Here is a 22,537-nt window from a genome sequence, read left to right as displayed (position 1 = left end):
CAGAACTTAGTAAGCAAATAGCTTCTTAACTTCTGTGATTTATCACAGTTTACTACGCACCGACGAGGTGGTAGTTAATCATTAACAGATTAGAAAATTGAGTCTGAAATAAATTGTTCAAACTCGATTAAATAGGAAGATAACAAGTAATTGTTAAATTAATATTTAATCTGAGAACTAGCAAAAACACTGAATCAAGCGTTTTGGTATATGAATTTAGATTGAAGCTGTATGGTGATTAAATTCACAGACAACAAACCAGTAGCAATTAAGTTTGCAACGATAACACTCACTTGTATGTGTTAACGACTGTTTGGGGTTGTATAGTCAAGTAATTAAGTGCATGTGGTGGATGCCTTGGCAGTCAGAGGCGATGAAAGACGTGATAGCCTGCGAAAAGCTCCGGGGAGGCGGCAAATATCCTTTGATCCGGAGATTTCTGAATGGGGGAACCCACCCGCTATAAGGCGGGTATCATAAACTGAATACATAGGTTTATGAAGCGAACGAGGGGAAGTGAAACATCTCAGTACCCTTAGGAAAAGAAATCAATTGAGATTCCCTTAGTAGCGGCGAGCGAACGGGGAGCAGCCCATTAAGTTATGTGTGTTTTAGTGGAACGCTCTGGGAAGTGCGAACGTAGAGGGTGATATTCCCGTACACGAAAGGGCACACATAATGATGACGAGTAGGGCGAGGCACGTGAAACCTTGTCTGAATATGGGGGGACCATCCTCCAAGGCTAAATACTCCTGACTGACCGATAGTGAACCAGTACCGTGAGGGAAAGGCGAAAAGAACCCCTGTGAGGGGAGTGAAATAGATCCTGAAACCGCATGCATACAAGCAGTGGGAGCCGACTTGTTCGGTGACTGCGTACCTTTTGTATAATGGGTCAGCGACTTATATTCAGTAGCGAGGTTAACCGAATAGGGGAGCCGTAGAGAAATCGAGTCTTAATAGGGCGTTTAGTTGCTGGGTATAGACCCGAAACCAGGCGATCTATCCATGAGCAGGTTGAAGGTTGGGTAACACTAACTGGAGGACCGAACCCACTGTCGTTGAAAAGCCAGGGGATGACTTGTGGATAGGGGTGAAAGGCTAATCAAGCCTGGTGATAGCTGGTTCTCCCCGAAAGCTATTTAGGTAGCGCCTCGGACGAATACCATTGGGGGTAGAGCACTGTTTCGGCTAGGGGGTCATCCCGACTTACCAAACCGATGCAAACTCCGAATACCAATGAGTACTATCCGGGAGACAGACTGCGGGTGCTAACGTCCGTAGTCAAGAGGAAAACAATCCAGACCGCCAGCTAAGGCCCCAAAATCATAGTTAAGTGGGAAACGATGTGGGAAGGCATAGACAGCTAGGAGGTTGGCTTAGAAGCAGCCACCCTTTAAAGAAAGCGTAATAGCTCACTAGTCGAGTCGGCCTGCGCGGAAGATGTAACGGGGCTAAAACTATGTGCCGAAGCTGCGGATTTGACATTAGTCAAGTGGTAGGGGAGCGTTCTGTAAGCCGATGAAGGTGTATTGAGAAGTATGCTGGAGGTATCAGAAGTGCGAATGCTGACGTGAGTAACGACAAAACGGGTGAAAAACCCGTTCGCTGAAAGACCAAGGGTTCCAGTCCAACGTTAATCGGGGCTGGGTGAGTCGACCCCTAAGGCGAGGCCGAGAGGCGTAGTCGATGGGAAATTGGTTAATATTCCAATACTTCTGTGTAATGCGATGAGAGGACGGAGAAGGTTAAGTCAGCCTGGCGTTGGTTGTCCAGGTGGAAGACCGTAGGCATGCATCTTAGGCAAATCCGGGGTGCTCTATGCTGAGAGTCGATAGCAAGCTGTACTTGTACAGTGAAGTGGCTGATACCATGCTTCCAGGAAAAGTCTCTAAGCTTCAGTTACACAGGAATCGTACCCGAAACCGACACAGGTGGTCAGGTCGAGTAGACCAAAGCGCTTGAGAGAACTCTGCTGAAGGAACTAGGCAAAATGGTACCGTAACTTCGGGAGAAGGTACGCTGCTGACGGTGATGGGACTTGCTCCCTGAGCGGTTGGCAGCCGCAGAAACCAGGCCGCTGCAACTGTTTATTAAAAACATAGCACTCTGCAAACACGAAAGTGGACGTATAGGGTGTGATGCCTGCCCGGTGCTGGAAGGTTAATTGATGGGGTTAGCGTAAGCGAAGCTCTTGATCGAAGCCCCAGTAAACGGCGGCCGTAACTATAACGGTCCTAAGGTAGCGAAATTCCTTGTCGGGTAAGTTCCGACCTGCACGAATGGCATAATGATGGCGGCGCTGTCTCCAGCAGAGGCTCAGTGAAATCGAAATCGCTGTGAAGATGCAGTGTACCCGCGGCTAGACGGAAAGACCCCGTGAACCTTTACTGCAGCTTGACATTGAACTTTGACCTTACTTGTGTAGGATAGGTGGGAGGCTTTGAAGTTGGAACGCTAGTTCCAATGGAGCCGTCCTTGAAATACCACCCTGGTAATGTTGAGGTTCTAACTCTGTCCCGTAATCCGGGACGAGGACCATGTCTGGTGGGTAGTTTGACTGGGGCGGTCTCCTCCTAAAGAGTAACGGAGGAGTACGAAGGTGCGCTCAGCGTGGTCGGAAATCACGCGTAGAGTATAAAGGCAAAAGCGCGCTTAACTGCGAGACCCACAAGTCGAGCAGGTACGAAAGTAGGTCTTAGTGATCCGGTGGTTCTGTATGGAAGGGCCATCGCTCAACGGATAAAAGGTACTCTGGGGATAACAGGCTGATACCGCCCAAGAGTTCATATCGACGGCGGTGTTTGGCACCTCGATGTCGGCTCATCTCATCCTGGGGCTGAAGCAGGTCCCAAGGGTATGGCTGTTCGCCATTTAAAGAGGTACGCGAGCTGGGTTTAGAACGTCGTGAGACAGTTCGGTCCCTATCTACCGTGGGCGCTGGAAATTTGAGAGGATCTGCTCCTAGTACGAGAGGACCAGAGTGGACGAACCTCTGGTGTACCGGTTGTCACGCCAGTGGCATCGCCGGGTAGCTATGTTCGGAAGGGATAACCGCTGAAAGCATCTAAGCGGGAAGCCTACCTCAAGATAAGATTTCCCTAGGAATTTATTCCTCTAAAGAGCCGTTCGAGACTAGGACGTTGATAGGTTGGGTGTGGAAGCACGGTGACGTGTGAAGCTGACCAATACTAATTGCTCGTGAGGCTTGACTATACAACACCCAAACAGTTGTTGTATTCAAGATAAATTCAATACATAACTTGATTTAGTGTACAAACTAGTTACAATACAGACCAATTATCTAATCCGTTAATAACTCTTTGGATCGTAAGTAAGGCAAACATTATTAATTAATGTGAATAAGACCCGAAAACACCACAACAGTTTGCTGGCGACAATAGCAAGAGTGAACCACCTGATCCCTTCCCGAACTCAGAAGTGAAACCTCTTCGCGCTGATGGTAGTGTGGCGTTTGCCATGTGAGAGTAAGTCATCGCCAGCTTTTAATTCTAAAACACCCCCTCCGCATACGCAGAGGGGGTGTTTTTTATTGTGTTTCTTTTCCATATAAAAATAGACAACCTATCTAAGAACATTTATATAAAAATTTTTTGCTAGTTTTTTGAGCATATAGATAGATGGAAAGTAAGCTTATTTATAGTTGTTCAAGTTTCTTTGTGTTATAAATAATTTTATAGGCATGTTTTTTGCTTTTTCTGATATAGGGAATGATTATGAAATTATCTGTTGGGTTGAAAGTAGCGAATAATTTATCGTTAACTCCTCAATTGCAGCAGGCAATTCGACTTTTACAACTCTCTAGTTTGGAGTTGGAGCAAGAGATACAAATTCAACTTGATAGTAATCCATTGCTCGAAAAAATTGAAGATAATAATAGTATTGAAAGTTTAAATAGTGTTGAAGCTAATGAAAATAAAGATTTAACATCTGAATTGAATGCAGATCATTTACCAAATGATTTGCCCGTTGATACAGAGTGGGATGATATTTATACGCATCAATCCACCGCACTTGCTACACCAGAGTATGAAGAAAGAGAAGATAACAGACAAATTCACCTTAGTTTAAAAGAACATATTCTAGAACAAGTTAATCTTTTGCATTTTTCTAGGGTGGATAAGCTGATTGCTTATTGTATTGTAGACTCTTTGGATGATAAGGGATTTCTAGATGCTGATTTGACAGATATTTTAATTGCTGTGAATCAATTGTTACGAGAGGTTGATAACGACGAAGATGTTGAAGAAGATGAGGTTATTGTTGTCTTAAAACATATTCAACGTTTAGAGCCGATAGGTGTTGGCTCAAGAAGTTTGGCTGAATGTTTGCAAATTCAATTAGAAACAATTAAAGACAAGACTCCTTTTTTAGCCGAAGCAAAGCAGCTTTTAAATTACTATGAACTGCTGATTTCTAATGATTTAAATAAATTATTGAAACAAACTGGATTATCAAAAGAACAACTTACTAATGCAATTGAGCTACTTAAAACCTTAAAGCCTTATCCTGGGTTGGAGTTTGATCAACAAGAATCAGAGTATCAGGTACCTGATGTCGTTGTCGCAAAGAAAGATCAGCATTGGAATGTACAATTAAATCCGGATGTAATGCCTAAATTACGGATTAATTCATTTTATTCCAATATGATTCGTCGAGCAGATCAAAGTGACGATAATGTTTATTTGCGCAATCAAATGTTAGAAGCAAAGAACTTCATTAAGAGTATAGATGAGCGTCATAAAACATTATTGAAGGTTGCGACTTGTATTGTTGAACATCAGCGAGCATTTCTTGAGCAAGGTGCTGAAGCAATGAAGCCTTTAGTTTTGCGTGATGTAGCAGAAGAAGTTGAACTACATGAATCAACAGTATCTCGTGTGACAACCAATAAATATATGCTTACACCCCGTGGGTTATTTGAATTGAAATACTTTTTTTCAAGTCATGTTGGAACAACTTCTGGTGGGGAGGCATCTTCGACTGCAATTCGTGCCATGATTAAAAAGCTCGTATCTAATGAAAATCCACGTAAGCCTTTGTCAGATAATGCAATAGCAGAGATGTTGAAAAAAGAAGGTATTGAGGTTGCTCGTAGAACAGTCGCAAAATATAGAGAATCGTTACATATTCCTTCATCTTCTGAAAGAAAAGTCTTGATCTAAATTTTAAGGTGTGACTATTCTAATAGCTCATTATGACGAAATAATGAATTTTTTTAATAGTCACTAGAGAGATCACTGAAATGATTTAATGGATACTGAACCACTCATGTGCATTAATTTGTTTTAGTTATTTCTTGAATCCTAAGAAAAGGTGAGGGATAGAATTATGCAAATAACAATTCGTGGACACCATTTAACCATTACACCAGCAATTGAAAAAAATATAAAAGAAAAGTTTAGTCAAATGACTAAGCATCTTGATCAAGTAAACAGTATGCAAATTAAATTAGCGAAAGATCATCAAATCGATAAGCGTTCGCATAAAGGGAGTGCCAATCATATAGCTGAGGCCATCATACGTTTACCAGGGGTTGAGCTGTTTGCTCAAGCAACAGCAGATGATATGTATACTTCAATAAAAAAACTGACAGAAAAATTAAAAAGACAGCTTGCTAAACATAGAAAATGCAATGTTCTTACCAGCATGAGTTGGTTGTTTTAAGTTAAATTGCTTTTAAGAAAGAGGCTAGTTTTGATAGCCTCTTTTTTTATTTTTAAAAAAAGAAACTGCTTACTGAATAATGTGAAAAAGTTATAGTAAAATATGCGGTTTTACACCATTGGCTGTATAAGAGGTCTTGTAATGAATAGTGAACAGCTCACGCAAATTTTAAAAGAAGCTTTCCCTGAAGCAGAAGTAGCAGTGAGTGGACAAGCTGGAAAATTCGACCTTCGTATTGTAGATGATCAATTTGAAGGAAAGAGAACTCTTACACGTCAACAAGCCGTATATGCACCTCTTAATTCTTATATCGCGAGTGGTGAAGTTCACGCAGTTACTATTCGTGCAATGACTAAAGACGAATGGCGTAAAGCAAGCCTTTTCGGAGCTTAAATATTAATGGATAAATTTTTAATTACGGGCGGTGTTAAGCTCGAAGGTGAAGTACGCATTTCTGGTGCTAAAAATGCAGCTTTACCTTTACTCGCTGCAATGATTCTTGCGGACTCTCCGACTACTTTAACCAATGTGCCAAACTTAAAAGACGTAAATACATTAGTTAAATTAATAGCGGGTCTTGGCATTACTATGACCTATGAAGGGGATACGGTTCGTGCTGATGCATCAACATTAGATAATCAATTTGCACCATACGAACTTGTGAAAACAATGCGTGCTTCAATTTTAGTGTTAGGTCCATTATTAGCACGTTATGGTAACGCAAAAGTATCATTACCAGGTGGTTGTGCAATTGGTTCACGTCCAGTTGATCAGCATTTAAAAGCTTTGGAAGCGTTAGGTGCACATATTGAAGTTGAAAATGGATATGTTCATGCTTCAGTTGATGGTCGATTAAAAGGCGGTGAAGTCGTTTTTGATATGGTGACCGTGGGTGGTACAGAGAATATCTTGATGGCTGCTGTTTTAGCAGATGGTGTTACCACAATTCGTAATGCTGCTAGAGAGCCTGAGATTACAGACCTCGCCCAAATGCTAATTAAAATGGGTGCAAAAATTGAAGGCCTTGATACAGACACTTTGGTAGTAACTGGTGTTGAAAGTCTGCATGGTTGTGAATACGCAGTCGTAGCGGATCGTATCGAAACTGGTTCATATTTAGCTGCTGCAGCGATCACTGGTGGTCGTATCAAAACGACGCATACAGATCCAGCATTATTAGAAGCTGTATTAGATAAATTCGAAGAAATGGGTGCGGAAGTTACTCGTGGCGATGATTGGATTGAACTAGACATGCAAGGGAAACGTCCTAAAGCTGTTAGTTTTAGAACATTGCCTCATCCAGAATTTCCGACTGACATGCAAGCTCAAATCATGGCCGTGAATGCAATTGGTCGTGGTTTTGCGACGATTTCGGAAACAATTTTTGAAAATCGCTTTATGCATGTCCCTGAACTTTCACGTATGGGTGCAAATATTCAGGTAGAAGGCCATGATGCGATCGTAACTGGTGTGGAAACACTTCAGGCTGCACCTGTTATGGCTACAGATTTACGTGCTTCATTTTCACTAGTGCTCGCAGCCTTAGTTGCAGAAGGTGAAACACTAATTGATCGTATTTACCATATAGATCGTGGCTATGAACATGTTGAAGAAAAATTGCAAAGTTTAGGCGCTCAGATTAAGCGAGTAAAAGGATGAATGACTTAAGAAACGATGATCCGAATTTTGATGTAATGGGTAATTTTGATCATGGTTTAACTTTAGCACTCAGTAAAGGTCGTATCTTAAAAGAAACATTGCCATTACTTGAAAATGCAGGCATAAATTTACTTGAAGATCCTGATAAATCTCGTAAATTGATTTTCCCAACCACACATAAGAAAGTACGTATTTTGATTTTACGTGCTTCTGATGTGCCAACATATGTGGAAAACGGTGCAGCAGATTTTGGTGTCGCGGGTAAAGATGTATTAATGGAACATGGAGCTCAACATGTGTATGAGTTACTTGACCTGAAAATTGCCAATTGTAAATTAATGACTGCTGGTAAAGTTGGAATGGAACGTCCGAAAGGACGTTTGAAGATTGCAACCAAGTATGTCAATTTGACGCGTCAATATTATGCGAGCTTAGGTGAACAAGTTGATGTGATTAAGCTCTATGGTTCAATGGAGCTTGCGCCATTAGTAGGCTTGGGTGATTATATTGTCGATGTCGTTGATACGGGCAATACTTTACGCGCCAATGGTTTAGAGCCATTAGAAGAGATTTGTAAAGTTTCTTCGCGTCTTATTGTCAATAAAGCGAGTTTTAAACGGAAACAAGCTTTATTAAATCCAATTTTGACTCAACTTGAACAAGCAGTCCAATCACGTTAAACGTGATTTCCTATGAAAACTGAGTGATAGATGTTGATATGATGCCCACAAGGACTTCGAAAAAGAGTAAACTTATTCTTCTCTTTTTCGCCTTGTGGGTAAATTGATGCGACGTTTATCGACTCAGGATCAAAATTTTAAGCAGATATTTGCTGAACTATTAGCATTTGAAACTGTAAATGATCCTCAATTAGTACAAACCGTAGACCAAATTATTGCCGATGTTCGTCAACAAGGTGATCAGCATGTACTTAAGTTAACGCAACAGTTCGATCGACATCCTGCGCATCAATTCTCAGACTTAGAGCTCAGCCAAGAACAACTCAAATCCGCTTTTGAGGGTTTAACCATTGAAACTCGTGATGCACTTGAGTTAGCAGCAAAACGAATTCGTTCATTTCATCAAGCTCAGAAGCAAGAAGGGTGGACTTATGTTGATGATTTGGGAAATACATTAGGTCAAAAAGTCACTCCACTTGATCGTGTTGGGATCTATGTACCTGGTGGTTTAGCCTCTTATCCATCGTCTGTACTTATGAATGCTTTACCAGCCCATGTTGCTGGCGTACCTGAAATTATTATGGTTGTTCCTGCACCCAATGGTGAACTTAATCCATTGGTATTAGCAGCAGCATATTTAGCGGGTGTGAGCCGAGTTTTTACAATAGGTGGTGCACAAGCTGTTGCAGCTTTGGCTTATGGTACTGAAACAATACCTGCTGTAGATAAAATTACAGGGCCAGGTAATCGCTTTGTTGCCGCAGCTAAAAGAGCAGTTTTCGGTCAAGTAGGCATTGATATGATCGCAGGCCCTTCAGAAATTCTTGTTTATGCTGAAGGTGAAAATAATGCTGAATGGTTAGCAATGGATGTATTGTCTCAGGCAGAGCATGATACTGTGGCCCAATCAATTTTCATTACACCTGATGAGAATCTTTTAAATGCTGTGGAAAATGCAATTGAAAAGCATTTGAACGAACTGCCAAAGGCAGATATTGCTCGAACTTCTATTGAAAATCGTGGCGCATTAGTACTTGTGAAGAACCGTGCAGAAGCAATTGATCTTATTAACCAAGTTGCTCCAGAGCATTTAGAGTTATGTCTAGATGATGCAGAGTTGATGAGTCAAGAAATACGTCATGCGGGCGCAATATTCATCGGGCGCTATACTCCTGAAGCAATAGGTGATTATTGTGCGGGGCCTAATCACGTCCTACCAACATCTGGTACAGCTCGCTTTTCCTCACCGCTTGGTGTCTATGATTTTCAAAAACGCTCAAGCTTAATTATGTGCTCAAAAGAAGGTGTCAAAACCTTAGCAAAAGCAGCAGACATATTGGCGGTGGAAGAAAATCTCGATGCACATGCTCGATCAGCTCGTTATCGTTATCAATAGCTAACCCACGAATATAGGGGCTGATAAAGCCCCTTTTTAGAGAGTTTTGAGAGTATATAAAATGGCATTTACAATTGAACAAATGCGTTTTTGGAGTCCTGAGGTTCGTGATTTAGAGCCTTACGTACCTGGTGAACAACCAAAAATACAGAATTTATTGAAACTGAATACAAACGAAAATCCTTATCCACCATCACCAAAAGTGGTTGATGCAGTGCAAGCTGTTTTGGCTCATCAAGCTGATGCCCTTCGTTTATATCCTGATCCAGATGCTACGGTTTTAAAACAAGCAATCGCTAAACAACAAAATGTTGACGTTAGCCAAGTCTTCGTAGGAAATGGTTCTGATGAAGTGCTTGCTCATATTTTTAAAGCATTTTTCATTCAGCAAGAACCAATTCTATATCCAGATATAACCTATAGTTTTTATCCAGTTTATAGTCAATTTTTTGGTGTTCAAACAAAGCAAATTCCTTTGAATGAAAAATTTGAAATAGATATTTCAGATTATGAACAGGAAAATGGTGGCATCATTATCACCAATCCAAATGCACCAACGAGTATTGCATTAGGTTTGGACAAAATTGAACAACTGTTAAAAGCTAATCCAAATCGTGTGATAGTCATTGATGAAGCTTATGTAGATTTCGGAGCAGAATCAGCGGTTGAACTTATAAGTCGTTATGAGAATTTGGTTGTATGTCAAACAACCTCCAAATCTCGTTCACTGGCTGGATTACGTGTTGGATTTGCAATTGGACAAGCCCATTTGATTGCTGCACTTGAAGCGGTTAAAAATAGTTTCAATTCATACCCAATTGACCGTTTTGCAATTGCTGCAGCTGTAGCATCTTTTGAAGATCAAGATTATTTTCAAGAGCAATGTGAGAAAGTCATTGCAAGTCGTGAAAAATTGGTAGCTAACCTAACTGAGCTAGGTTTTAATGTTTTGCCTTCAAAAGCAAACTTTATTTTTGCTACACACTCCCTACACGATGCAGCACAACTTGCAGAAAAATTGCGTGAGCAAGGTATTATTGTTCGCTATTTCAACAAACCAAGAATTAATCAATTTTTGCGTATCACGATTGGTACTGATGAACAAAATCAGCGCCTAGTTGATACATTAAAAATGCTAATAAGTTAATTTTGAAGTAGCTTATTTTATTTCTGCCATGTATTGAGTAGATCAAGCATGGCAGAAACTTTATCAAAACATTCTTGGTATTCGGCTTCCGCATCAGATGCGATAGTAATTCCACCACCTGCCCAAATCGAAAGATTGTCCTGATTTTTTTGAATACTACGAATTAAAATATTCCAGCGACCTGTACCATCGTAATTAAAATATCCTAAACTTCCGCAATAGGCACCGCGTGGAGATTCTTCAAGCTCATCGATAATTTGCATTGCGCGAATCTTTGGTGCCCCTGTGATTGAGCCTCCTGGAAGTGCTGATAGCAACATTTGCATCGGATTAACTTCTTCTTTTAATGTCGCGGTGATTTCACTCACCATATGATGAACTTGATTAAAACTTTCAATTTCAAATAATTTTGTTGTTTTTACTGAACCAGTTTCTGCATACACACTTAAATCATTTCTTAGCAAATCCACAATCATCACATTTTCAGCCTGATCTTTTTTTGAATTTGTTAACTTTTCTTTTGAAATAAGGTCTTGTTGAGGATCTTGGTGTCTTGGCATGGTGCCTTTGATTGGTCGAGTTTTAATTTTATTTTTATTATCAAATTCAATGAATAGCTCTGGTGAACAACTTAAAAGTTCGAATTCATTAATTTTTACATAGCCTGCATATGGTGCATGAGTTAATTGCCAAAAATCATTTGATTTACTAAGTAGGGAGCCTTTCGCTTTTGCTGTAAACTCTTGAGTTAAATTTATTTGATAACAATCACCAGCTTTAATATAGTCTTGAATTCTGCTAAATGCTTGTAAATACTTGGTTTTAGACCAACGAGGTGTACATTGATCCTGTAAAGATAATGATTCAAGTTGATCTGATTTATTTTTAGACAAAAGGGATAGAATATAATTATAGGTGTTTACTGATTTTTTTTCATTGCCATAGAAATACCATTCACCATTATGATATTTAAGATAACTTGAATATTCACCTAGAAAAAGACTGGGTTGAGAGCGCATAGCAGTTTTAACGCATAAGTTTGAACAATAGTCATAACTTATAAAGCCGATGTATCCACCTTTAAAAGAAATGGATTCGATGGTTGATATTGGATTTTTGCTAAACTGAACAAAATTGATGATCGATAAAGGATGTGTAATTTGATGGTATTGGTTTAACTCAAGTTGAGTGAACTGTCTTGATGTTGAATTTTCGAAGATTAAATAATGTTTTGGCAAAAAACTAATAATAGGTGAGTTTTGATCATGCAAATAAACCAAACCAATTAACTCTCTCAACTGAAATAGAATTTCAGAGACTGATAGAGATGAAATATTGAGTTTTTGCTTAAACTGGCTCATAAACTTGAAAATAACACATGCAAATCATAAGAAATAATTGTACTACAATAGTGAGAAATCATCGGAGTTTTTCAAAAACAGGTTGTAATTCGAAAATCATTTAAACTGTATTTGTGATTCATCTCATAAAAATTGTCATTATCAGTAATTTAAATTCATAAAAATGGCAAAAAGTGTCATTGTTAACATTTATGTAAATATCTTATCCATTCAGATAAATGGAGAACTGAGAGAAATGTATACTTGTTTTTTAAAAAATGATCTTATAAATATACAGATAATTCACAATGTTATTGCTGACTAAGAGTTGTAATGCAGTAGTGTATTTTTTATGCCGTTTATCGGTTTATTACTAAAAAGCGGTTAACAGGAGTTGAACATAAAATAACAAACAGGTAATTTAGTACTTGCTAAGCGAACTACTCAAGGATCGGAAGTTCAAGTTGTCATTTAAGAAAAAAACAACAGTGGACAGTTTAGAGTAGTGTAAGTCAAAAAATAAATGCTCTTGGGAGAGTGCTCAATGAAAATGTTTACTAAACTAGCTTTAGTTTCTTCAATGGCGATTAGCGCAAATGCAATGGCTATGCAAGCGATGGATGATGCTGCACTTAGCTCTGCTACTGGTCAAGATGGTATCAATATTGGTATTGGTGCTGGTGTAAATGCAGACTTGGCTACCTTTATGGGAACCCCTGTAGCTGTTACAAAAGGTATCTTGGTTGAAGATTTATACGTACATGATAACGACGGTCTAGCTGCAACTGCTGCGTTTAATGGTGTGAACTTAGGTGGTAAAGCAACTCCGGGTGCAATTCATATTGATGGTCTAGGTCTTCAGGCAACTGCTGGTGCAGATAACTTTGATGGTACTCTATCAACTAACCTGCTTAATTTAAAAATTGATACTGATGCTGGTGATGCTGCAGCTGGTGGCGCATTCCTAAATATCGGTGCTAATGTTGCAGCACTTCGAGTTAAAGTGGGTGCAATCAGTATTGGTGCTTCTGGTGCAGCTCCTGATTTAGCTTCTGCTAATATCCGTCGTGGCACGACAGGAACTGAGAACCAAATCCTTACTGGTTTAACATTGGATATGGGTAAAGTTGCAGCTAACGTACAATTAGGTGCTACTCCACAAGGTGCTATGGTTCTTGTTAAATCTTCTCTAAGCGGTCTTAACATCACTAACCTAGGTATCAATGATGCTGCTGGTGGTGGTCAGATCTATCTTGATGGTTTACATGTTCGTGGTGCTGGTGGCGGTGCAATTGATGTTGATTTAGGTATCTCAGTTAAAAGCACTGGTTTAGAAATTACGAACAACAGCGCAGCTGGTAATGATATATATGTTAAAGCTGTACGTTTAGGTGCTGCTGCGACTGGTTCTACAAATGCTTCAATTGGTGATGTAGAAGTCCAAGGTCTGAAACTTGGTCAAACTAAGATTACAATCGCTGGTTACTAAGTTGATTTGTTGATTAAAAAAAGCGCATTTATTGCGCTTTTTTTAATCTTTGAAGGAAAGTGGTTTTAAGCTAGATATTAATTTTCTATTTGAAAGTGAGGCCGTTACATATTTTCTTTGAAATACACGAAGATATGTAAAAGAAATAACATTTCATCAAAAAAAGCTAAAAAAAAGCTGTTTTTTTTTATAAAAAACGGTATCTTCATCACACAGGGAAGTAGTGTCAGTGACGCTAAGAATAAAATGAATAAGGCAAATCATGCCGCTGTTAAGAAAAGAGAATTATGTTAGAGATAGCTCTAGGCTCTGCATTGATGTATTACTTTACAACGCAAGCCTTTGAAATAGAAAAAAAACCTGAAGGAACAGTTTATTATACTGAAACTTTAGATTCTAGGAATTCTTCATTTACTCGTAATCATCGAGAAGCGGTTGTTATAAAACCAGCAGTTGAAGATCAGTTTCGAGGCATCGTACGTCAAGCATATGACTATAGTTGTGGTTCGGCGGCATTGACGACACTTTTAAATGGATACGGTGGTTTAAAGCTAACTGAACAGCAAACGATGAGTGGCTTGCTTCAGTACGGTGAATATCAACGAATCATTGAAAGAAGAAGTTTCTCTCTTTTAGATATGAAGCGATTTGTAACAGCATTAGGTCTAAATAGTGGCGGATATCGTGGCGAATTCTCTGATTTAGCAGCTTTAAAGCAACCAGCTATTGTCCCGATAACTTATGCAGGATTTAAACATTTTGTTGTTTATAAAGCTTATAAAGATGGGCGCGTGTATCTTGCAGATCCAGCTCTTGGAAATATAAGTTTTGATGAAACTCGATTTCGAGAAATTTGGGACAATAATACTTTGTTTATCGTAGATGTTCCTGAGCAATATCGCAAAAATCTATTGGCATTAAAAGATGAAGACATGCGCCACGTAGATGATGCTACAGTCAATCGATATGCTTTGGCTGAAATTCAATTCCCTACGCAAAAGTTTGAGAAACTTGCTGATAAAGCCTCTACAATGCGTAGGGTACTTGATGCTGATCCAAACTCAGAGAACTACAATAAACCGATCACTACATACATGCGTATGTACTATAAGCGTAAATAATCTCAGAATTTAATAGATGTAGGATGTCATAATGAACAATCAATGGATGAATGTGAGTGTATTAGCATTAAGTTTAAGTGCTATAGCGACGACCCTTTATGCTGAAGACCAAACTGAAGTTGCGAATGTAGAACAGACTCAAATCAATGAGTCGGCAACACAAAGTACACCAGTTGTAGCTGAAGCTACATCTACCACTTCTGCAAATGATGCAAGTGAAGCTGCAAATGCTTTGCAGAAGCAAGAAGGTGATGCGACTAAGGAAACTAATTTACAAGAAGTATTCACTTCAAATGAACGTCAATATTCTTTAATCAAAAAAGGTGTTTTCTCATCTTATTATGATATTGACTATACCTATTATCGCGATAGTCGCCTTGACTTAGCGACTGATGATAGTACGAGTACTTTAGCTCGGCTTCGTGTTGAAGAAGATGCAAACCATACATTAACCAATACTTTTACAGTTCAATATGGCTTATTAGATAACTTAACATTATCTGCAACTGTTCCATTTATTGCAAAAAAAGAGCTATTACAAGATGAAACTGCAGCAGGCTTAGGGGATTTATCCTTTGGAGCACGTTGGGAGCCTTTTCCACTTAAACAAGGGCGACTCCCTTTGGTTTTATTTGGTAGCCTATCAACCAAAACAGGTGATAGTCCTTATGAGATAGGGATCGATGAACTATCAACTGGTAAAGGCTACTATTCAGTAGGTGTTGGTGCTAGTACTCGTAAATATATTGATCCAGTTGTTTTATTTACATCAGTTTCTGCTAATTATGGTCTCAAAGAGACAGGTTTAAACCAATTGCGTGGTAATCAAAGAACTCTAGAAAGTTTTGACCCAGGTTTAAGCGGTGGATTCGCTTTTGGTTTTGCATACTCGTTCAATTACGACGTATCTTTAACGATGTCTTACCAACAAAGCTTTAATACTGGTGCTAAATTTTATTTTAGCGAAGGTGAAAGTTTTAAATCTGCTGATCAAAGTAGTGCTACTCTTTCTTTTGCTTTAGGTGTACGTGTATCTCCAGAAACAATCGTGAATGGAACTGTTGGAATTGGTTTAACAGAAGATGCACCAGATGTTTCATTAGGACTTTCATTCCCATTAGATATTATTGGTTTTGGTAAAAAACTACGTTAAGGAGAGACAATGGTGAAATATCCTAAGTTATGTCCTTTAACGATAGGTATTCTAGTCGCGGGACTTTCGAATTTTACTAATGCACAGTTGGGTCAAGACTTATCTGTAGATCTTAGGTCTTTATCACTTGGAAATGCTGTTACCGCAGATCCACCTGGTATTAGTGCCGTTCATTTTAACCCAGCTGCGCTTGCTAAAATTGATGGTTTGCAAACTGATGTTCAAGGTATTCTTGCGAACTTTGCTATTAAAAGAGATTATACAGCACCTGCTGGTTATAATGTTTTCGGTTATTCTGACGATCCATTGGTTTGTAATGATGGTCCAGAAGTTGAAACGGGCATCTGTACAGACTTTAAAGGTACTGTTTCTGGTGACGTAGAATATGCCAGTATTTATGTTCCGGTACTTAAAAAAATTGTTGATCTAGGTCCTAATGCTCCTTTAGCAGCTCCGACAGCGGGTATAGCTTATAAACCACCTGGTTCTAAAGTTACCTATGCAACAGCAGTTTACGCACCGCTAGTTGCTGGATTTGGTGCAGAGGATGGAAATCCAAGTAATTTCATGGGACAACAAGTTGCTTTAGAACGTATTACCTACCTTTCTCCTTCATTCGGATATCAGGTGAATGATCACTTAGCGATTGGTGCCTCTTTTGGTATGTCTTATCAAGCGATTGCGATGAAGACAGATTTACGCTTCCCCAATGAAATGATTGGTGTGTTGCGTATGGTAGATGAAGTGGTTTGTGGTCCATTTAAAGACAATGGCGATATTATTACTGACTTACTGTTATTTGGTATTTGTAATGCTCAAGAGGGTCTTAATCCATTTAATAAATTGGGTGCTTTAGATGTATCCTTAGAACAGTCTTTGAGTCCTAGCTATAATTTAGGTGTGCTATGGGAACCTACAGATGATTTTAGTTTTGGTATGGTTTACCAAAGTGAGGCTAAAATGCGTCTAAAAGGTAAGTATCTTATAAATAATGCGAATGCTTCTCAAGAGCTAATCGCTGGACTAAATTCTTCAGCCACAGGACAAATTCTTGCTGCAATTTTGGGTTTACCTGGATTTGTACCAGATATCGAATCTGGTCTTGTTGCGATGGATTTTAAATATCCTCAGCATTTTAAAGCAGGTATAAAGTACAAAATATTTCCAGATTTACAAATGAATTTCGATATTGGTTGGACTGATTTCTCTGCATGGGATAAGTTTAAATTTGAATTTGATCGACAAATATCATTATTAAAAGTCGCGAAATTATTATCTGGGGATGTTACTGATCGTTCATTAGCATTACCTTTAAAATTCCAATCTTCGTGGCGTTGGGGGATTGGTTTTGAATATTCTGCCACGGATCGTTTAAAGCTACGTATAGGTTATGAACCACGGACAAGTTCAATTCCTGATGATAAACGAAATACAATGGTTCCGATCAACAACGCACAATTGTTTGGGCTTGGTGTAGGCTATCGCTTTGATCAAGATACAGATTTAGATTTATCTATTGGTTTCTTACGTAGTCGTGATGATATTCCAGCCAATACAAGTAGCCTTGCGAACAAAACGGGTGTAGATAATATCTTACTGAATCCGTACGCAGGTTTAGATATTAAAACAAATACCAAAGTCACTTTACTTGGTATTAATTATAGAACTAGATGGTAATGCTTAAGAAAAATATTCAAATGTCTAAATACGCTATGCTAATAATTGGTATTGGCATAGTGTCTGGACAAAATGTGTATGCAGATGGGTTCTATACAATCATTGGCCCAGATGGACGCCCAATGATTGTGCCTAAAAAGGACACCTCACAACAACTTCAATCTCAGGTTAGATATATTGAGAAAGAACCGACCTTACCCAATGAAATTATTGAAAATAAAGTCGAAACGCCAGTAAAACTGTCTAACTCTCAAAATAGAAATATACAGAGTGACATAAGTAATACGCGTAAAATAGAAAAGATTGAACCAGCAATTGTTGAACAAAATGTTGAGTCCCAAAAGACACTTACAATTGAGATTCCATTGTCACAAGAATCGAAATCTGTTCAAACATTAGAATCTAAAAAACTAAAGACTAAAGATATAAATCAAAAAGAAAAAGATTCAAAAGTTGTTACTCCAATCAATAATAAAGAACTGAAAAAAGAGTCCAATACATCTGCACAGCAAAAAGATGGTTTTACCAGTATAGATGGTGTGTCATATGTAAATAATGAATATTTAGAAGGTCAAGAATTTAATCTAGAAGGGAAAAAGCGTTTTTATACTATGCCTGATGGGAGTGGACGTTTAGAAACTATTGAGCGTAAAAAAGGGGTTAGTCGCTCAATGTTAGATCGCATAATGAGTCGCCCAATCGAGTCGAGTAAAGCGATTACACTTTCTACAAATTATGTAAGATTAACACCAGAAGACTTAGCATTAGCATTTGAAGAAGATCGTTGTTTTATTGAAAATTATACAAAATCAATTAAAAAGCTTAGTCTTAATAAAGATATTGGTTTATGGCCAAGAAAACCTCTAAAAGAGAAATTTGAATACGAATTAGTTGAACTAGGCAATCCGATTACATATATTCAGATTGATTCCTATGCCTCCAGTAATAATAAACCAGTGTATTATTGGCCACTTGTTATCTTCTTAGATAAAAAAGGTTGTATCCAAGAAGGTGTTAGTGGTTTCAAAAATGAAACTGTACATGAAACAACATTCAAGCATGCTGCCATTCAAGGTGTATTGCGTGTCCCAGAAACAGCACACTATGTAATGATGACACCATTAGCCTCAGCAGTTGATGTACCAGAACAAGAGCTTTCAAATCAAGGACAGATAAAAATCTCTGTTATACAGTAAATATTAGGATGAATTTTAGTATGAATAAAAAAACGATATTACCATTAAGCCTATCTATAATTGCTGCAATGATGACAGCTTGTGGTGGTGAAAGTGCTAAAATAAATGAAGATCCAAACCAAGGCGTTGATGGTGTTACATCTAATACAAGTTGTGACGTGTCAGCAAGTGATTGTCTGAAATTTGTGCTTGATTATCCTGTTTCTGGAATAAATTTTGATTGTAGTACGGATAAAATCAATCATTTTGCGACTAAATTAGACGGTAATATTGTTACTGGAGCATGTAAGCTAGGGGATGAAGCAAGTTTTTATATTCAAGGTTCTTCAGCTCGAAAAATCAACCTTGGTACGATTAAGTTAGATACAATTTCTAAGTTAAAAACAGCAACTCTTCCACATATTCGAGTAATAGATTTCGCTACGGCATTAACTGGCAAGATGCCAAATTCTCTTGATAAAAATGATGAAACTATTCGAGTTGCTGTTGCGCTGATTCGAATTATGCATAGTCTGGGCGTTGAAAGAAATGACAATGTAGTTGGAGATATACAACCGATAGAATTTACTGAAGAGAAGAAAGATTTATTAGTGAATGTCACTAAAGATATTGGTGTTAATGAATTATTGTCTGGCGAATATATTACACTTTTACAACCCTGGTTAGATGTATCAAAAGTTTCTGACGACCAAGCCTATGCTCTATTAATTCGTCTTTTAAACTTGGTTAACACGGGTGTTTGGCAAGCTGATTTACCGGCATATAAAGCTGGTGGTGAAAGTACAAGTGTTAATAATTTCCGCCCAGATGGGTTCTTCGGTTGTAATAAAGAATTGACTTCAAAATGCGTAGATAATGACACCAATCTATTGCATTCAATGGGCGCTTTCTTCTTATTGTCTGATCGACAAGGATATACGATTGGTGATGGTCAGCAATGGAAAGGAGCTGCAACTATAACGAATGGGTTGGTTGTTGCTCCAATTACCTTGATTACAAAGGTAAAACCAATTAAATTACAAGTAGATGCGCAAAAGGATTGGCTTGACCCGATTAATATGCAAGTAAATACAAATAAACCTTTACGTTTTAAAATTTCAGAAAATAATTCAGCTGAAGACTTATTGATATATCAAGGTAAGCTAATCAATAGAAATACTATACCTGGTACAACTAACTTTTATAAACAATTGATTAAAGCCAAAGATACGGATACCGTTGACACAACTCATCTTGGTTTATGGAAACAGTCTATATCAAGTACTAACTATAATGGAACTGTTGATATTGTTAAGATTAATCCTTCGAGTTATTTAGCTAAAGACATTTTTAAAACTAGAAATAATGTTGCATCAAATCAGCAATATATCTTCCCTTTGTATGCTACTTTAACATTCAGATTCAGCAATGAAGCAAACCTAGCTCCAGTCGATTTAGGAATTGTCATTGATGAAAATGGTGATATACGTACAGATATCAAAGCGAATTCAACAGCTACAGATATGTCTGGTATTTGTGGCAGCGTGAAGACAGTGAATAGTGATGGTTCAATCACAGATAGTAATGATCAAAAACAGTTCCGAATTGGTACAACGGGAGCGACATTATTTTCAACGAATGATAAATCAATCAGTGTGAGAGCGATATTGTCTAATCCTAAGTTTGGAAATATCAATGGAGTAATGTTTGGCTTGAACGTAACTGCAGGCACTGGGGCGAAAATCAATATCAATAACCTTCTTGCAGGTCAAGCAACGGGCATTAATTTAACGAATTTCTCAAATAATACAGTGACATGGTCAAATACTTATGCATATTTTGTAGATGTATATAATCGTTTATATGATGATTTGACCACAGAGGAAAAAAATAAATACGTAGCTCCTACAGCAGAAGAACGTGAATTAGCGAAACGTTTCTCTGGTTCGGTAAGTATTAAGATTGCAGATCAATCTATCCCAGCATGTAAGGCAATTAAAGTTAAGTCGTAATATAAAAAAGACCGCGTTAAGCGGTCTTTTTTTTAACCCGTATGGTCTAAACGAGTACCCAACGTTTCTAGATGAGTTGTGAATGTTCCTGATTTACGATCAGAAAAGTAGTGTTTCAATGTTTGTTCAACACTTGGAAATGCGAGTTCAGACCATGGGATTTCATGTTCTTCAAATAAACGACATTCAATACTTTCTTCACCTGCTCCAAAGAAACCTTGTTTAATATGTGCTTTGAATAATACGTATATCTGTCCAATACGCGGAATATTGTACATACAATAAAGTTGTTCTATTTCGACTTCTGCTTCCGCTTCTTCACGTGTTTCACGAGCTGCACCTTGTTCCATAGTTTCAAATAATTCCATGTAACCAGCAGGTAAGGTCCATAACCCATAGCGCGGTTCAATTGCTCGTCGACACAGTAAAACTTTGTCATCCCATAGGGCTAAAGCACCACAAATAACCTTGGGATTTTCATAATGAATATTGCCACAATTTGTACATACAAGACGTGTTTTATGATCACCTAATGGAATTTTTGCTTCAGTTTGATGTCCACACGCTACACAAAAGCTCATAATTATCATCAATCCTAGAGATAACTCAGCATAACTGAATTTTTGTGAATTCGCATTAGGATCAGCTATGTTCCTCAGTAAAATTTCGGCTATGATGTTGGTGGATAAGAAAAGCATTCAAAGAGGGATGAGTAGCATGGAAGAGGCATCGTTAATACAGCTATTAGAACAACGGTTGCGATTTTCCAGACGAATTCAACAAGCTGATGCAGCAGTCTTAATCGCAATTACGCAGGAGACTCAGCCTAGAGTTTTATTGACACGTCGTTCAATTCATTTATCTCAACATGCAGGTGAGGTCTCTTTTCCTGGTGGTAAACGTGACCCTAGTGATACCAGTAATATTGTTGTTGCTTTACGTGAGGCTCAAGAGGAAACCGCACTAAATCCTTTCGATGTTAAATTATTGGGTGATTTACCGATTCAAAGAGCACGGAGTGGATTGTCTGTTAAACCAATTGTTGGCTTAATCCCTGCGAAAGTAAACCTTATTGCACAGCCCTCAGAAATTGATCGCATTTTCTTTGTACCATTAAAACAGTTAATCGATGCTCCTCCTTTACCTTATGAAGTTAGATTAGCCCGTCAATCTTTATATTTTCCAAGCATGCAAGTTGAAAGCGAAGTCGTGTGGGGTCTCACCGCAAGAATGCTCGTTTCATTATTCCAATACGGTTTAGGCTATCAAAAAAAATGGCCATTTCTAGTTAATCCACCTAACTTTGGTCTAGCTAAGTTTTAATTTCACTTTGAAAAGTAGAGTTTTTAAAAATGATGTACAAATATAAAGAATTTACTCCTAAAGCACTTCAACAACCTTGGGATGGTTGGGTTGCACCGACAGCAACTGTGATTGGTCAGGTAGAATTAGGACGTGAAGTCAGTGTTTGGTTTGGTGCTGTTATTAGGGCGGATAACTGTTTAATTCGAATCGGTAATTACTCGAATGTTCAAGAGAATGCAGTTTTGCATACAGATGCTGGTATTGAATTGAATATTGGTGAATACGTTACGATTGGCCATCAGGCGATGTTACATGGATGTACCATCGGTGATAATTCTTTAATTGGTATTAATGCGGTGATTCTAAATAATGCTGTGATTGGTAAGAATTGTATTATTGGTGCGAATGCATTAATTCCAGAAGGTAAAGTGATCCCTGATAATTCTGTCGTAATGGGTTCACCTGGTAAAATAGTTAAAACTGTAGATGATGAAGGTGCGGTTAAACTACGAATGAGTGCCTTACATTATGCCGAGCATTTTAAAAACTTCCTAAATTTAGAAGCGTTTAATTTCTAAAGCACTTCAGATAAATTGATATGAACTCAGCCAAGTGAATGCTTGGCTTTTTTGTATCCATAAAAATAGAACAGCTCGCCTATGATGTCTGAGTGGAGTATGATACTCGACGTTTTT

At 38.3% G+C, this 22,537-nt stretch carries 16 protein-coding genes, 2 rRNA genes and 1 pseudogene; 17 read left to right on the top strand and 2 right to left on the bottom strand.

Features of this window, described 5'->3' with window-relative positions:
* The first annotated feature begins 325 nt into the window (after nucleotides 1-325).
* The 9 genes and pseudogenes from F948_RS04860 (at nucleotide 326) to hisC (ending at nucleotide 10,570) form a co-directional block, all read left to right on the top strand.
* A 23S ribosomal RNA gene (locus tag F948_RS04860) occupies nucleotides 326-3,216 on the top strand.
* A 174-nt stretch (nucleotides 3,217-3,390) separates the two neighbouring features.
* Nucleotides 3,391-3,505, top strand: a 5S ribosomal RNA gene (rrf, locus tag F948_RS04855).
* Between the two features lie 232 nt (nucleotides 3,506-3,737).
* Nucleotides 3,738-5,186, top strand: coding sequence for an RNA polymerase factor sigma-54 (locus F948_RS04850; RefSeq protein ID WP_004952298.1), 1,449 nt, complete (start codon nucleotides 3,738-3,740; stop codon nucleotides 5,184-5,186).
* Nucleotides 5,187-5,352: 166 nt separating this feature from the next.
* Nucleotides 5,353-5,693, top strand: a pseudogene (hpf, locus tag F948_RS04845) (ribosome hibernation-promoting factor, HPF/YfiA family).
* A gap of 136 nt (nucleotides 5,694-5,829) precedes the next feature.
* Nucleotides 5,830-6,081: a BolA family iron metabolism protein IbaG gene (gene ibaG, locus F948_RS04840; protein ID WP_004914432.1), complete on the top strand. Its 252-nt coding sequence runs from the start codon at nucleotides 5,830-5,832 to the stop codon at nucleotides 6,079-6,081.
* Nucleotides 6,082-6,087: 6 nt separating this feature from the next.
* Nucleotides 6,088-7,347, top strand: a complete 1,260-nt coding sequence (gene murA, locus F948_RS04835; RefSeq protein ID WP_004952303.1) for a UDP-N-acetylglucosamine 1-carboxyvinyltransferase — start codon at nucleotides 6,088-6,090, stop codon at nucleotides 7,345-7,347.
* Nucleotides 7,344-8,027, top strand: a complete 684-nt coding sequence (gene hisG, locus F948_RS04830; RefSeq protein WP_004952306.1) for an ATP phosphoribosyltransferase — start codon at nucleotides 7,344-7,346, stop codon at nucleotides 8,025-8,027. Before murA ends, hisG begins: the two co-directional genes overlap by 4 nt.
* Before the next feature lie 106 nt (nucleotides 8,028-8,133).
* Nucleotides 8,134-9,423, top strand: a complete 1,290-nt coding sequence (gene hisD, locus F948_RS04825) for a histidinol dehydrogenase (RefSeq protein ID WP_004960625.1) — start codon at nucleotides 8,134-8,136, stop codon at nucleotides 9,421-9,423.
* Nucleotides 9,424-9,484: 61 nt separating this feature from the next.
* Nucleotides 9,485-10,570 carry a histidinol-phosphate transaminase gene (gene hisC / locus F948_RS04820; RefSeq protein WP_004960621.1) on the top strand — a complete coding sequence of 362 codons (1,086 nt, stop codon included), beginning with the start codon at nucleotides 9,485-9,487 and terminating at the stop codon, nucleotides 10,568-10,570.
* A 17-nt stretch (nucleotides 10,571-10,587) separates the two neighbouring features.
* Here hisC and pabB read toward each other — a convergent pair whose 3' ends face one another.
* Nucleotides 10,588-11,931 carry an aminodeoxychorismate synthase component I gene (gene pabB / locus F948_RS04815; protein ID WP_004960618.1) on the bottom strand — a complete coding sequence of 448 codons (1,344 nt, stop codon included), beginning with the start codon at nucleotides 11,929-11,931 and terminating at the stop codon, nucleotides 10,588-10,590.
* A 523-nt stretch (nucleotides 11,932-12,454) separates the two neighbouring features.
* On the opposite strand from pabB, the gene filA reads away from it, so the two are divergent.
* From filA to filF, 6 genes are all read left to right on the top strand, one after another.
* Complete coding sequence (gene filA / locus F948_RS04810) at nucleotides 12,455-13,399, top strand: putative pilus system protein FilA (protein WP_004960615.1); 945 nt, start codon at nucleotides 12,455-12,457, stop codon at nucleotides 13,397-13,399.
* Between the two features lie 287 nt (nucleotides 13,400-13,686).
* A complete protein-coding gene (filB, locus tag F948_RS04805; RefSeq protein ID WP_004960611.1) occupies nucleotides 13,687-14,520 on the top strand; it encodes a putative pilus system C39 family peptidase FilB in 834 nt (277 codons plus the stop codon).
* 31 nt (nucleotides 14,521-14,551) lie between these two features.
* Nucleotides 14,552-15,673 (top strand): putative pilus system protein FilC, encoded by a 1,122-nt coding sequence (filC, locus tag F948_RS04800; RefSeq protein WP_004960605.1) that lies wholly within the window; start codon nucleotides 14,552-14,554, stop codon nucleotides 15,671-15,673.
* A 12-nt stretch (nucleotides 15,674-15,685) separates the two neighbouring features.
* Entirely contained in the window at nucleotides 15,686-17,350 is a 1,665-nt protein-coding gene (gene filD, locus F948_RS04795) for a putative pilus system OmpP1/FadL family transporter FilD (RefSeq protein WP_026057382.1), read from the top strand.
* Nucleotides 17,350-18,546, top strand: coding sequence for a putative pilus assembly protein FilE (filE, locus tag F948_RS04790; RefSeq protein ID WP_004960593.1), 1,197 nt, complete (start codon nucleotides 17,350-17,352; stop codon nucleotides 18,544-18,546). The genes filD and filE overlap by 1 nt, the downstream gene beginning before the upstream one ends.
* Before the next feature lie 20 nt (nucleotides 18,547-18,566).
* A complete protein-coding gene (gene filF / locus F948_RS04785) occupies nucleotides 18,567-20,537 on the top strand; it encodes a putative pilus system protein FilF (RefSeq protein ID WP_004960590.1) in 1,971 nt (656 codons plus the stop codon).
* Nucleotides 20,538-20,569: 32 nt separating this feature from the next.
* On the opposite strand, the gene F948_RS04780 is transcribed toward filF, so the two are convergent.
* On the bottom strand, nucleotides 20,570-21,118 hold the full coding sequence (locus tag F948_RS04780; protein WP_004914410.1) for an NUDIX hydrolase: 549 nt from the start codon (nucleotides 21,116-21,118) through the stop codon (nucleotides 20,570-20,572).
* A 127-nt stretch (nucleotides 21,119-21,245) separates the two neighbouring features.
* On the opposite strand from F948_RS04780, the gene F948_RS04775 reads away from it, so the two are divergent.
* A complete protein-coding gene (locus F948_RS04775) occupies nucleotides 21,246-21,860 on the top strand; it encodes a CoA pyrophosphatase (protein WP_171057523.1) in 615 nt (204 codons plus the stop codon).
* Nucleotides 21,861-21,889: 29 nt separating this feature from the next.
* A complete protein-coding gene (locus F948_RS04770) occupies nucleotides 21,890-22,420 on the top strand; it encodes a gamma carbonic anhydrase family protein (RefSeq protein ID WP_004960582.1) in 531 nt (176 codons plus the stop codon).
* Nucleotides 22,421-22,537: the final 117 nt, after the last annotated feature.

Source organism: Acinetobacter junii CIP 64.5 (assembly GCF_000368765.1).
Taxonomy (GTDB): domain Bacteria; phylum Pseudomonadota; class Gammaproteobacteria; order Pseudomonadales; family Moraxellaceae; genus Acinetobacter; species Acinetobacter junii.
The sequence above is the reverse complement of the archived record's forward strand: the minus strand, read 5'-3'. Positions and strand labels throughout refer to the sequence as shown.